This is a genomic window from Pseudomonas sp. YNh, from assembly GCF_037993085.1.
Lineage (GTDB): Bacteria > Pseudomonadota > Gammaproteobacteria > Pseudomonadales > Pseudomonadaceae > Aquipseudomonas > Aquipseudomonas putida.
Genome location: NZ_JBBMRJ010000014.1, coordinates 125,001 through 138,231, shown reverse-complemented (window position 1 = coordinate 138,231; position 13,231 = coordinate 125,001). Strand labels below are relative to the sequence as shown.

The following is a 13,231-nucleotide window of genomic DNA, read 5'->3' as shown; positions in this document are numbered from 1 at the left end:
TCATGATATTCAAATTTCCTTTAGTCCAGCCACAGGCGAGCATGGGCCATCCCAACCCGACCGGACCCTGACCATGCATACCCCTGTTGTCTTCATCGACGGTGACCAAGGCACTACCGGCCTGCAGATCCACGCCCGCCTGCAAGGCCGCAGCGACCTGCGCCTGCTTACCCTGCCCGAGGCCGAGCGCAAAGACCCGCAGCGCCGCCGCGAGGCCATCAACAGCGCCGACATCGCCCTGCTGTGCCTGCCCGACGACGCCGCTCGTGAGGCCGTGGCAGCGATCCACAACCCGCAGGTGCGGGTGATCGACGCCAGTTCGGCGCACCGTACCACCCCGGGCTGGGTCTATGGCCTGCCAGAACTGGACGACCAGCAGGCCGAACGCATTGCCCAAAGCAAGCGCGTCAGCAACCCGGGCTGCTACCCCACTGGCGCCATCGCCCTGCTACGCCCGCTGGTCAAGGCCGGGCTACTGCCAGCCGACTACCCGCTGGGCATCCATGCCATTTCCGGCTACTCCGGCGGTGGCCGCGCGGCGGTCGAGCGCCACGAACAACCCGGTGCCGGTAATGCACCGGTCTTGCAACTTTATGGGCTGGAGCTGGCGCACAAGCACGTACCCGAAATCCAGCAACATGCCGGGCTGTTGGCACGGCCGGTGTTCATGCCAGGCTACGGTGCTTACCGCCAGGGCATCGTGCTGAGTATCCCACTGCAATTGCGACTCTTACCGGGCCAGGTCAGCGCCGAACAGCTACAGGCCTGCCTGGAGCGGCATTACCAGGGCGCACGCCATGTGCAGGTGATGCCGCTGCATCAGCAAGGCGCAGCTGCAAACCTTGACCCCGAGGCATTGAACGACAGCAACGACCTGCGCCTGGCGCTGTATGCCAACCCCGAGCATGGCCAGGTCTTGCTGACCGCAGTGTTCGATAATCTGGGTAAAGGTGCCTCCGGCGCGGCGGTGCAAAACCTCGACCTGATGCTTGGTGCACTACAGCAACAAGGCTGATACGGCAAAACCGGTTAAACTGTACAGCCCGCGCCAACCTGGCCCGGGCTGTATTCCCACCCGCCGGAGCCCGCCCCCCGATGTTCATCCTGAGCCGCCTCGACAGCGTGCCGCCCGAATCTTTCCAGAACCAGATCCGCGAGCTGGTGATCCACCATGTCGGCGAACTGAGCAGTGTCGCCATTACCGCCGAAAACCCGCTGTACCCGCTGTACCAGTACGGCGTCGGCATGGAGGTGCACCAGTACCTGCAAGCACTGGATGGCACCCGCGGCCTTGCCGTGGCGCTGACCCTTGCACTGGATGCAGAGGCGCCGGACCAGTTGCTGGGCTTTGCCCTGTCGCTGCCGGCCGACGACGATGAGCAGGCGTGTTCACTGGCATTTCTTGCCGTGCGCGCCAGCCATCGCCGCCAGGGCATCGCCCGCGCCTTGCTGGGCGACCTGCAGGCTCGGCATGCCTGCGTGGAGCTGAACGCCTTTGCCAGCCAGGTGCCGTGGTTCGAGGCGATGGGCATGCAGGTGGTGGCCGCCAATGGGCCGCAGGTGCTGATGAGCAGTACCGGCCATGCCAGTGGTGCGTTGATCGGGCGCCTGGACATTGCGCCGATTTATCAAACCGCTGAAGTGATGCAGATTCACACCTACCTGCTTAACCAGCAGGGTGAGGATGCGATGATCGAAGCAGAGCAGATGCGCGATGAACGGCTGGATGAGCTGGCCGCCCAAGCGCTGGAGTGTGTACGGCAGCGCAAGACCGTGCATTGATCCGATGGCCTGTTCGCGGGCTTGCCCGCTCCCACAGGACTACCGTCAGGCCCAAGGCCGGTGATGTACCTGGGGGAGCGGGCGAGCCCGCGAAGCAGCCGCATTGGCCTTTCAGCCATGCACCCATCGCCGATGCAGCGCACGCGCCAGGGCATCGAGCACGAACCCCAGCACGCCAATCAGCAGCACCATCGCCATCAGTTCGGAATACGCCAGCCGGTCGCGGGTATCGAGGATGAAATACCCCAACCCCGCACTCACCCCGAGCATTTCGCACGGCACCAGCACGATCCACAAAATGCCGATGGCCAGGCGCACGCCGGTCAACACATGACCGATCACGCCCGGCACGATCACCTTGCACAAGGTTTCCCAGCGCGTGGCGCTCAAGCTGCGGCTCAGTTGCAGCCAGCGTGGGTCCAGCTGCCTGACGCCCGCCGCGGTGTTCAGCAAGATCGGCCATAACGCGGCAAACGCCAGCAGGAAGTAGATCGGCTGGTCACCCACGCCCATCAACATCACCACCACCGGCATCCACGACAAGGGCGAGATCATGCGCAGAAACTGGAACGCCGGGGTGGTTGCCGCCTCCAGGTGCCGGTAGCTGCCCACCAGCAAGCCCAGCGGCACGCCGATCAGCAGCGCCAGCAGCAATCCGACCAGGATGCGCTTGAGGCTGACCCAGATGTGCCCGTAAACCTCGCCCTGCCCCAACAGCTCGACCAGGCTGGCCAAGGTTGCCGCCGGTGAAAAGCGCGCCGACAGGCCGTCGGCCTGGCCGAACACGGCAACGCCAGCCCACCACAACAGCAACAAACCCAACAACCCGGCCAGCCCAAGGCCGGCATGTACGACATGCGTGCGCATCAGACCGCGAACTCCTCGCTACGCTCGAAGTTGTCAGCGATGCCAAACACCGACGGCCCCCCGACCGCCGCGATGGCATTGCGCACGAAGCGATCGTCGACCAGGTCGCGGGCGGTCTGCGCCGGATCAAGCCCGGCAAGGAACGCGTTATCACCTTCGATCAGGGTGGTTTTCAGGCGTTTGACCAGCTCTTCGGTGTAACTGGGGAACGGGTATGGCTGGAAGTCGATGCGCTTTTCGTCCCACTGCTGATGGCGAATGGCGCCACTGGCAATGTAGCCGGCACGGTCCTCGGCGGCCGGGGCCAGTACCTTGGCCAGCACCGCGGGCTCGTGCGGGGTGTACTTGTTGGGGCCGGCCTTGGACAGCAACGCGGCTGCTTCGGCGCGGTGGTCGCGGGTCCAGTGCTGGGCCTTGACGATGGCGTTGACCACCTTCTGCGACCATTCGGGGCGATTGTTCAAGTCATGCTCATGCATGAACACCACGCAGCACGCGTGGTTGCGCCACACATCGCCGGTAAACCGCTGCACGCGGCCAACCTTGAGGTTCTCGGCCAGGGCGTTGAACGGCTCGGCGACGATGTAGCCGGCAATGCGCTTGCTGGCCAAGGCTGGCGGCATGTCGGATGGTGGCAGCACCAGCAGGTTGACTTCGTTGGCGGCCAACTGCGCATTGGCAGGCTTCGACACAGGCGTCAGGCCATTGTCGTTGAGCATCTGCTGCAATACCACGTTATGGATCGAATACCAGAACGGGATGGCCACGGTTTTGCCCCCGAGCTGTTTCATGTCGCTTATATCGGGCGCCACGGTCAGGCCCGAGCCGCCCACATGGTTCCAGGCCACCACCTTGGCCGGCACTTTGCTGCCATAACGCGCCCACACGGTCATCGGCGACAGCAGGTGGATCACGTTGACCTGCCCGGAGATGAACGCCTCGATCACCTGCGCCCAGCTGCGCAGCAACACCGGGCGCTCGGCCTTGATGCCTTCGGCCTCGAACAGACCGTTGTTATGCGCCACCAGCAATGGCGTGGCGTCTGTGATTGGCAGGTAGCCGATACGCACTGGCGCGTCCGGCTCGGAAGCGGCACGAGCTTGCAGGCTCGAGAGCAATGGCAGCGCGCCAGCGGCCGTGAGCATGGCACCGAGCTTGAGAAAATCACGACGCGATGAAGAGGAACAGCAGTCATCCATGCACATGGACAGCCTCCGAGGGCAACGGGGTTGAGATAGGTTCGACTGTGCGGCTTGCCCGCCGAAGGGTTTTGAGGATTTCGATGCGCAGGGCGCCCAGTTCTTCGACCCGTTGTGTGCGCGGTTGCGGCAGGTCGATGTGCCACTGGCCGAGGATGTGCGCTGGGTGGTTGCCCAGTAGCAGGACCCGGTCGGACAGCAGCAGGGCTTCGTCAATATCGTGGGTGATCAGTACCGCCGCCGTGTTGTGGGTGGCGATCAGTTGCAGCAGCAGTTGCTGCATGTCGGCGCGGGTCACTTCATCCAGCGCGCCGAACGGCTCGTCCAGCAGCAGCACCTCGGGCTGGCGGGCCAGGCAGCGGGCCAGTGCGGTGCGCTGAGCCATGCCACCGGACAACTGCGCCGGGTACTGGCCACGGGCGTGGGCCAGGCCCACGGCGGCAATCGCATGGTCGATGCGGGCGCGCCGCTCGTCAGCGGCCAGCTTGGGCTGGCGGGCAAAGTCGAGGCCGAAGGCGACGTTCTTTTCCAGGTTCAGCCAAGGCAGCAGGCTCGGGTCCTGGAAAGCCACCGCCAGACGGGGGTGCGGGCCCTGGAGCGCCTGGCCGTGCAAGGCGACACTGCCGCCGCGAGGCTGTTGCAGGCCGGCCAGCACCCGCAGCAGGCTGGACTTGCCGACGCCACTGGGGCCAAGAATGCTCACCACTTCGCCTGGCGCCAACTGCAGGTCGAATTGCGCCAGCACCTGCTGCCAGCCACCCTCGCGCGGGTAGCCCAAGCTGATGTCGCGAGCTTCGAGCAACACTTCACTCATGCCGCGCCCGCCTGGCGTTGCAGTTCGGCACGCAGTTGCACCAGGCTCGGCGTCACGATCGGCACGAACGCCGACTCGCGCCAGCGGCGGGCGAAGCCTTCGCCATATTCGCTGAGGTAGGCCTTGCCACCACTGGCCTGCAGCTCCAGCTGCACCGCGTCGGCGGCACTTTCTGCCAGGATGATGCGCAGCTTGAACAGGGCGGCCGGCTGTTGCTGGAAGCGGCCATCGAGCAGCCCCTGCTTCAGCTCGCTCACGGTGTTTTCCAGCCGCTCGCTGAGCACCTGTCGGGCTTCGTCGAGGAAAGAGGTGCGGCCGTGCAGGTGCGCCTGAACCTCGTCCAGCGCTCGTCGCGCCAGGCCGATGGCCATGCCGCATTGCAGCGCCAGGAATGCCGGGCGTACCCGTGGCAGGAATTCGCGGGCATTTTCGTGCAGCAGCCAGTCACGCGCCAGCGGCACCTGGTGAAAGGCCAGCGCCGCCGTATTGCTCGACTGCAGGCCCATCAGTTGCAGGTCGTCGGAGCGCTCCAGGCCGTGGGCCTCGGAAGGAATGGCCAGTACAAACGGCGTACCACCGGCTTCGTCTTCAATGGCCGCCGCCACTACAAAACCGCTCTTGCGCAGGTTGGTCACCCAGTGCAGGCGCCCTTCCAGGTGCCAGCCATCGCCTGCAGGGCGACCGCGCACCTGCAACGCTTCGATACCGGACAAAAACTTCATGGCGTTGGACAGCCCGGTGGCGCCGGCAAGTTCGCCGGTCAGCAGGCGCGGCAGCAGGCGCTCGCGCAGGGGCTGGTTGGGGCTGTGCAACAAATATTCGATAAAGGCACGCTGGCCCCAGCAGACGAAGGCTGCGGCCAACGAGCGACTAGCGATGGCGGCAATCGCCTCGACCGCATCGGTCACCTGCCCGCCCGTGCCGCCCAGGGCCGGGGCGACACCAATGCGCAACAGCTGTGATTCGGCGATCTGCGCCAGCACCTGCTGCGGTTCGCACAGGCCCCGGTCGATGGCCTCGGCATTGGCATCCAGCCAGTGTCGAAATGCACAATCTTGCATGGTCTTGCTCCTTTTGGAACGCCGGGGCCGCTTTGCGGCCCATTCGCGGCACAAGGCCGCCCCTACAACGACCGCGTCAGGGCCGCTCTCACACGTGGGCTATGCAGAAGGCTGCCAGCGGTACTTGCCAAGCTCTTCGTTGAGCGGCGTCTGGGCGAAAACATTAGCAAAGTTGCAGAGGGTTGCGAGACTTACCCCGAGAATCACTTCCAGCGCGTTGCCTTCGCTGAAGCCAGCTTCACGGAACGCCAGGTAGGTGGCTTCGCTGACGTTACCGCGAGTGTCGATCACTTCACGGGCGAAGGCGGCCAGGGTTTCGTAACGGGCATCGGGGAGTTCGCCGCGAGCACGCAGGGCATCGACTACTTCCTGCGGCAGCTTGGCCTTGTTCAGCGCCACGGCGGTGTGGCCGGCCACACAGAAGTCGCAGCCGTGTCGGGTGGCGGCAATCAGCTGTACCACTTCACGCTCGGCCAGGCTCAGCTCGGACTTGCCATTGAGTGCCGAAACGGTCACGTAGGTTTCCAGCGCCGCCGGGGCGTTGGCCAGCACGCCCAGCAGGTTGGGGATGAAGCCGGAATTCTTCTGGGCATTCTCCAGAAACGGCCGGGCCGCTTCCGGAGCACTCTGCAGCGTGTGTAAAGTAATGCGCGAGGACATGGAGTGGTCTCCTTTGATGGGTGTCACTACAGTCTGTTGGTTATAAGAATTACCCTCCATATTCATCAGTCGCCTTTCCTTGTTCCTGAGTCTTTGTATTAGATGATTTCGTCGAGCCACCTTGTCGATTGGTTATTAGAGGGCCTGGAGCTTGATGCCAGCCTGTTTCATGTCGGCCGCTACTGCGGTGGCTGGCACGCCAGCACCCAGGGCATGGGCCGCGCCAGTTTCCACCTGGTGGTGCAGGGCCATTGCTGGCTGCACATCGACGGCCAGCGGCAAGCGGTGCGCCTGGAAAAGGGAGATGCCGTGTTCCTGTTGCGCGACCTTGCCTACCGATTGTCCAGCGATCAGGACCCGGTCGACGCCTGTGCCCAACCGCGCCAGGCCATGCAGACACTGGACAGCGAGGCCAGCGATGGCGTCGGGCTGGTGTGCGGCTTCTTCCATTTCCAGTCCGGCCTGTCCTCGCTGATTGTCGAGGGCTTGGCTGACTGGATCCTGCTGCGCGCCGAAGACCCCACGGGCAGTGCGGCGCGGGCGCTGTTCGAGCTGATTCTGGAAGAATGCCGGCGTGCCGCTGGGCCGTCACAGACGTTGCTGGAGCGGCTGACGCACCTGTTGTTCCTGTACGTGTTGCGCCAGCAGGTCAATGCCGGGCAGTCACTGGGCGGGCTGATCGCCCTCGCCCGCCAGCCGGCATTTGCCGGGTTGCTGGAACAGTTGATCGAGCAACCAGGGCAAGCCTGGACACTGGAAAGCATGGCCGCCTGCACCGGCTTGTCGCGGTCGGCGTTTTTCAAGCGTTTCAATGAACTGGCCGGGCAATCGCCGGGGCAAGTGCTGCTGGCGCTGCGCATGCGCCATGCCAGCCAGTTGCTGCGGGCGGGGAATACCGTGGAGCAGGTGGGTGCGCAGGTGGGGTATCAGTCGGTGGCAGCGTTTACCCGGGCATTTGCCAAGGCGGTGGGGGTGCAGCCGGGGGCGTATCGGCGCCAGCATGAAGGGCGCTGAAAGCGTTGCTCCTGTACCGGCCTCTTCGCGGGTAAACCCGCTCCCACAGGGTCACCACAGCTTTGATGACCTGTGAAGTACCTGTGGGAGCGGGTTCACCCGCGAAAAGGCCGGTGCAGGTAACACATTCAGACCTGGCTGACCGGTATATCCCCGCCACCTTTACCCTCGCGCCGCTCCCCCATCCAGCTGTTCACCTGTTGACCGAACTCAGCCGGGGCCTTGCGCCCGAAACGCCGCGCCAGATCGAGGATGGTCTGCTGCGCCAACGCCTCCTCCATGCGCTTCTGCGCCCCCAGCATCACGGCATGAATCGCACAGGTGCCCTCCGTCGCCCAAGCGGGCGGCGAGCCCTCGAACAGCGTGCAGCGTTCGCGAATCTCGCGGCAATCGAAAATCTTCTTCGGCCCGTCGATGGCGTTGACGATATCCAGCACGTTGATTTCAGCCGCCGGTCGCGCCAGGCGAAAACCACCGCGCACGCCTTCGGTGGCGGCCACCAACCCGGCACGTGCCAGCTTGGTGAAAACCTTGGCCAGGTATTCCTGCGGCACGCCCTGCAACTCGGCCAGGTCGCGCACGCTGGAATCACGGCTCTCACCGCCCTCGCCTACCAGAAACAGCAGGCAATGGATGCCGTATTCGACGCCAGCACTGTAAAGCGACATATCAATCTCCGACCAACCCTGTCGCAAATGATACGCGGGGAGCGTCGGTACGGCAAAACACTTCCCCCGCTTGCACGCATCCTGATCGTGCTGGCTGGTCCGGCAGCTACCCGCGCAGCACCTTCACCTCGCCTTGCTTGCCATCCGTTTCGCGCAGGTACTCCTGCAGCGAGTCGTCCATCGCCTGCATCCAGCGGGTATGGTGTGGTACCGCTTGGGTGCCGGTGATCACCGAGCGGTAGGATTTGTCACGGTAGCCCATGATGTCGTGCTTCTTGTCGGTCTTCCATTGCAGGAAGATGCGGTTCACCGCATCGATGTCGAAGCGCGGGTAATCCGTCTGATCGATCAGGTGCTTGATGTACCGGCCTTGGAATTCATACATCGAAGCAGTGGTTGCCAGTTGCTCCTCATCCTCGCGCCAGCGCGCGCTGTCGGCCTGCATGCCAGCCTTGGCCGGCAGCTTGATGCGCCCCAGCATGTAGTCGCGAGCAAACCAGGCCTGTGCATCAAACAGGTTGAAGCTGTACCAGAGGTCCTGCATGCCCAGGTAGAGCAACTGCGGGTTCTGCTCCCACACCACGCCTTGGTACAGGCCGGCAGGCCATAGGCGGTTGTTGGTCTTGAGGGTGAGTTCATCGGGCAGGAACGGGAAGTGATGCTGGTAGCCCGTGCACAGGATGATCGCATCCACGCGCTTGTTCGAGCCATCGGCGAAAAACGCCAGGTCGTTTTCGACGCGCACCAGTTGCGGGCGCTCTTCCCAGCCCTTGGGCCATTTGTAGCCCATCGGTTGGGTACGGTAAGCCGTGGTGATCGAGCGCGCGCCGTACTTGTAGCACTGCGAGCCAATGTCTTCGGCCGAGTAGCTGCTGCCAACGATAAGCAGGTCCTGGCCGTTGAATTCCATCGCTTCGCGGAAGTCGTGGGCATGCAGGATACGGCCGGTGAAACGCTCGAACCCTTCAAACTCCGGCACGTGCGGGGTAGAGAAGTGCCCACTGGCCACTACCACGTAATCGAACACCTGCTCGATGCCAAGCCCCGCGCTGTAGTCGTGGGCACTGACGGTGAACTCGCGGGTGTTTTCATCAAAGGAGACGTTCTTGACCGCAGTATTGAAGCGAATGTAGTCGCGCACCCCGGCCTTCTTCACGCGGCCCTGGATGTAGTCCCACAGCACCTCGCGCGGCGGGTACGAGGAAATCGGCCGGCCAAAGTGCTCATCGAAGCTGTAGTCGGCGAACTCCAGGCATTCCTTGGGGCCGTTGGACCACAGGTAGCGGTACATGCTGCCGTGCACCGGCTCGCCATGCTGGTCGAGGCCGGTGCGCCAGGTGTAGTTCCACATACCGCCCCAGTCGGCCTGCTTTTCGAAGCATACGATTTCGGGCATGGGTGCGCCCTGGGCATGGGCGGATTGGAAGGCACGCAGTTGCGCAAGGCCGGACGGGCCGGCACCGATGATAGCGACACGAAGAGTCATAGTGATTCCTGAACAGTTGAACGCTGAAAAAATGCAAAGGCTCCCCAACCCCGAACGGCAAAAGACCGGGGGTGATAGAGAATTCAGGCGCTACGGTGCAGGTGGAGGGACGGGGCGTTTGCGCATCTGGGTCAGCAGGAGCTTGACCGGTGGGATCGACAACACGTGGTACAGGCTCGAAAGCGGAGAGAGGGTCATGGGGGCGGGCCCGTATCCATCTGCGCAGGGCGCAAAATGGGGGCCTGAGGGGCGGAAGATACGTGTGATCTCGTGCATGGGGGGCTGAAATGGCCTCTTTTCTTTATGGTTTCTTTTTTATCTATAACGGATGGGGGTGGGGATAGCAAGGTTTGCGGCCCTGGCCGCGGCAGTCACGGCAGCACGAAATACGGCCTTTGCGTACGCTCGTCCTGGGCCTCGCCTCATCGCAATGATGAAAAAAAACTTGCAGAGACAAACTGCGACCAATAGAGTCGTAGTTATTCGAGCAGCACCTATCGTGTGATCGAAGCCACCTTTTCATCCCCGACCTCTGCGGAGCACCTGCATGAAATCCAACATCCTGATCATCGGTGCCGGCTTTGCCGGTGTGTGGAGCGCGCTGAGCGCCGCCCGGCTACTCGACCAGGCCCAGCGCGACGACCTGAGCATCAGCGTGCTCGCGCCGCAAGCGGAACTGCACATTCGCCCGCGCTTCTACGAGGCCAACGCACACACGTTGAAGGCCCCCGTAGGTGAGCTGTTCAATGCAGTGGGCGTGCACTTCATCACCGGTAACGCCGAAGCCATCGACGCCGATGCGCGCACCGTGAGCTACATCGACAGCCAAGGCCAGCGCCAGCAGATCAGCTACGACCGCCTCATCCTTGCCGCTGGCAGTCAGGTAGCGCGCCCGGCAGTCCCGGGCCTGGCCGAGCACACCTTCGACGTCGACAAGATGGAGTCGGCCGTACGCCTCGAGCAGCATCTGACGGGCCTGGCCGCCCTGCCCGCTTCACCTGCCCGTAATATCGTGGTGGTCTGCGGCGGTGGTTTCACCGGCATCGAAACGGCCACCGAAATGCCCGCCCGGCTGCGCGCCATCCTCGCAGACGCCGATGTGCGGGTGCTGCTGGTAGACCGTGGCGCCAGCATCGGCGCGGCATTGGGTGCAGGCATCAAGCCGTCGATTGTTGCCGCCTCGCAGGTTGCTGGCGTGCAGTGGTTGACTGGCACCTCGGTGGTGGCTGTCGACGCCGGTGGCGTAAACCTGGACAACGGCGAATACATCGCCAGCAATACCGTGATCTGGACCGTCGGCGTCAAGGCCAGCCCGCTGACCGCGCAGGTTGCCGGCGAGCGTGACAACTTCGGCCGGCTCAAGGTCGACGGGCACCTCAAGGTAATTGGCCAGGACCACATCTATGCGACCGGCGATACCGCCTGGGCTGCTGTCGACGACGTTGGCAACCACGCCCTGATGACCTGCCAGCACGCCATCCCGATGGGTCGCCACAGTGGCAACAACGCCATGGCCGACCTGCTTGGAGTGGCACCTGTGGTGTACCGCCAGCCCAAGTACGTCACCTGCCTCGACCTGGGTGAGTGGGGCGCGGCGTACAGCGAAGGTTGGGAGCGAGAATTGAAACTGCAGGGCCAGGAAGGCAAGGAACTGAAGCGTCAGATCAACTCGGTGTGGATCTACCCGCCGGCAGCCGACCGGAGCTTGGCGCTGGCTGCTGCCGACCCGATGATTCCGATCGCTTGATGTTAAAAACCTGACAAAACCGTCAAAAATGGCGGTTTTGTCAATTATTTCGTTACATTGGATGACTGTTCAATAATGATGGCCATATGGCATCATTCAAAGAAAAACCATGCAAGAGGGTGAGAAAAATCTACTAACCCGCAGTGCATCAAGAGCCTGGCGCCACCTCGGTGTCCTGGCTTTGCAGCCAGCTCCTGACGCCTGCACGCCACCGTCAAGGAGCATTCCATGCAGTTAAGGAATTTGAAGATCGGCATTCGTGCTGCCGGCGTATTCGCCCTGTTGGGCACCCTGGTCCTGGTCATGGGCCTTACCGCACTTTACGAAACCCGCCAGATGGACAAGGCCACCGACGAAATCCGAGTCACCTGGATGCCCGCCGTGGTAGCGCTGGGTGAGATCAGCAGCAACCTCGGGCGCGCCCGCGCCGTCACCCTGCGCGCCGCACTGGACGACAACCCCGCCGAACGTTCCCGCAACCTGCAGATGCTCGATGGCATCAATGCCGAGCTCAAGGACGGGTTGAAAGACTACGCCGACACCATCATCGCCGCCGACGACCGCGCCCTGTTCAATACCTTCGATGAGGCGCACCAACAGTACCTTGACCTGCAGGTGAGCGTGCTGCAGGACATTGCCGTAGGCCGCATGGACGAGGCCAAGCAGCAGATAAGCGGCCCGCTCACGCAGCGCGCCGACACCATGATGAAGGCCCTGACCGCGCTGATTGCCTATAACAGCAAAGGTGCCGAAGAGGCCTCGCAGCGCAGCAGCGATGTGGCCGACGAAGCGTTCACTGCCATCATCGTCTCACTACTGGTGATCATGGTTGCCTTGGCCGCCATTGCCACCGTGCTCACCCGCAGCATCGTGGTGCCGCTGGCCGATGCCGTGGCTGTCGCCGAACGCGTAGCCACCGGCGACCTCACACGCGAAATCAGCGTTACCGGCCGCGACGAGCCCGCCATGCTGTTGCGCGCCCTGGGCCGCATGCAGGAAAGCCTGCGTGACACCTTGCGCAAGATCGCTGCGTCGTCCGACCAGCTGGCTTCGGCCTCGGAAGAACTGCACACGGTCACCGAAGACACCAGCCGCGGGCTGCACCAGCAGAGTGCCGAAATCGACCAGGCCGCAACGGCCGTCAACCAGATGACCGCCGCGGTCGAGGAAGTGGCCAACAATGCGGTCAGCACCGCCGATGCCTCGAAAGGCGCCGACCAGACCACCCGCGATGGCCGTGACCGGGTCAACCAGGCACTGGCCTCCATCCAGCACCTGGTGGCCGACGTGACAGGTACCTCGGCCGAAATCGAACAGCTGGCCAGCAATGCCAATGAAATCAGCCGCGTGCTGGATGTGATCGGCGCAATTGCCGGGCAGACCAACCTGCTGGCACTGAACGCCGCCATCGAGGCCGCGCGCGCCGGCGAAGCGGGCCGTGGCTTTGCCGTGGTCGCCGACGAAGTCCGCGCCCTCGCCCACCGCACCCAGCAGTCGACCGCCGAGATCGAGCAGATGATCGCCGGTATCCAGAACGGTACCGAGCGGGCCGTGACCGCGATGCACAGCAGCCAGGGACGTGCGACGGGCACGCTGGAAGTGGCACAGGGCGCCGGTCAGGCATTGGAAGTAATTGCCGAGGCGATTGCCTCGATCAACCAGCGCAACCTGGTGATTGCCAGTGCTTCGGAGGAACAGGCGCAGGTGGCGCGCGAGGTGGACCGCAATTTGGTCAACATTCGCGACTTGGCGATGCAGACGTCGGCCGGGGCCAACCAGACCAGTGCGGCGGCGCAGGACCTGTCGCGGTTGGCAGTGGACCTGAATGGCATGGTGGCACAGTTCAAGGTTTGATCGGATACAGCCGGGGCCGCCCTGCGGCCCATCGCCGGCAAGCCAGCTCCCACAGGTTCTACGTTGCCCTTGAAGGGTA

Annotated in this window: 12 protein-coding genes; 5 read left to right on the top strand and 7 right to left on the bottom strand. The window is 63.6% G+C overall.

Translation table 11 applies throughout. The annotated features are described in order from the left end of the window. Positions 1 to 73: 73 nt before the first annotated feature. Positions 74 to 1,015 (top strand): N-acetyl-gamma-glutamyl-phosphate reductase, encoded by a 942-nt coding sequence (gene argC / locus WF331_RS16340; protein ID WP_059396138.1) that lies wholly within the window; start codon positions 74 to 76, stop codon positions 1,013 to 1,015. An 80-nt stretch (positions 1,016 to 1,095) separates the two neighbouring features. Beyond that, entirely contained in the window at positions 1,096 to 1,782 is a 687-nt protein-coding gene (locus tag WF331_RS16335; protein WP_016499277.1) for a GNAT family N-acetyltransferase, read from the top strand. A 111-nt stretch (positions 1,783 to 1,893) separates the two neighbouring features. On the opposite strand, the gene WF331_RS16330 is transcribed toward WF331_RS16335, so the two are convergent. The 5 genes from WF331_RS16330 to WF331_RS16310 form a co-directional block, all read right to left on the bottom strand. Then, entirely contained in the window at positions 1,894 to 2,649 is a 756-nt protein-coding gene (locus WF331_RS16330; RefSeq protein ID WP_138737040.1) for an ABC transporter permease, read from the bottom strand. Continuing rightward, a complete protein-coding gene (locus WF331_RS16325) occupies positions 2,649 to 3,854 on the bottom strand; it encodes an ABC transporter substrate-binding protein (protein ID WP_016499275.1) in 1,206 nt (401 codons plus the stop codon). The genes WF331_RS16330 and WF331_RS16325 overlap by 1 nt, the downstream gene beginning before the upstream one ends. Then, on the bottom strand, positions 3,841 to 4,662 hold the full coding sequence (locus WF331_RS16320; RefSeq protein WP_016499274.1) for an ABC transporter ATP-binding protein: 822 nt from the start codon (positions 4,660 to 4,662) through the stop codon (positions 3,841 to 3,843). Before WF331_RS16320 ends, WF331_RS16325 begins: the two co-directional genes overlap by 14 nt. After that, positions 4,659 to 5,723, bottom strand: coding sequence for an acyl-CoA dehydrogenase family protein (locus WF331_RS16315; RefSeq protein ID WP_049275837.1), 1,065 nt, complete (start codon positions 5,721 to 5,723; stop codon positions 4,659 to 4,661). Before WF331_RS16315 ends, WF331_RS16320 begins: the two co-directional genes overlap by 4 nt. A gap of 99 nt (positions 5,724 to 5,822) precedes the next feature. Then, positions 5,823 to 6,383, bottom strand: coding sequence for a carboxymuconolactone decarboxylase family protein (locus WF331_RS16310; RefSeq protein ID WP_061204072.1), 561 nt, complete (start codon positions 6,381 to 6,383; stop codon positions 5,823 to 5,825). Between the two features lie 102 nt (positions 6,384 to 6,485). On the opposite strand from WF331_RS16310, the gene WF331_RS16305 reads away from it, so the two are divergent. After that, a complete protein-coding gene (locus WF331_RS16305; RefSeq protein ID WP_241800712.1) occupies positions 6,486 to 7,397 on the top strand; it encodes an AraC family transcriptional regulator in 912 nt (303 codons plus the stop codon). A gap of 128 nt (positions 7,398 to 7,525) precedes the next feature. Here WF331_RS16305 and WF331_RS16300 read toward each other — a convergent pair whose 3' ends face one another. Then, complete coding sequence (locus WF331_RS16300; protein WP_084967251.1) at positions 7,526 to 8,065, bottom strand: RrF2 family transcriptional regulator; 540 nt, start codon at positions 8,063 to 8,065, stop codon at positions 7,526 to 7,528. Between the two features lie 106 nt (positions 8,066 to 8,171). Further along, a complete protein-coding gene (locus tag WF331_RS16295) occupies positions 8,172 to 9,551 on the bottom strand; it encodes an NAD(P)-binding domain-containing protein (protein WP_284360741.1) in 1,380 nt (459 codons plus the stop codon). A gap of 547 nt (positions 9,552 to 10,098) precedes the next feature. On the opposite strand from WF331_RS16295, the gene WF331_RS16290 reads away from it, so the two are divergent. Together WF331_RS16290 and WF331_RS16285 are read left to right on the top strand one after the other, a co-directional pair. Beyond that, complete coding sequence (locus tag WF331_RS16290) at positions 10,099 to 11,298, top strand: NAD(P)/FAD-dependent oxidoreductase (protein ID WP_340623102.1); 1,200 nt, start codon at positions 10,099 to 10,101, stop codon at positions 11,296 to 11,298. A 228-nt stretch (positions 11,299 to 11,526) separates the two neighbouring features. Next, on the top strand, positions 11,527 to 13,152 hold the full coding sequence (locus tag WF331_RS16285) for a methyl-accepting chemotaxis protein (RefSeq protein ID WP_340623101.1): 1,626 nt from the start codon (positions 11,527 to 11,529) through the stop codon (positions 13,150 to 13,152). Positions 13,153 to 13,231: the final 79 nt, after the last annotated feature.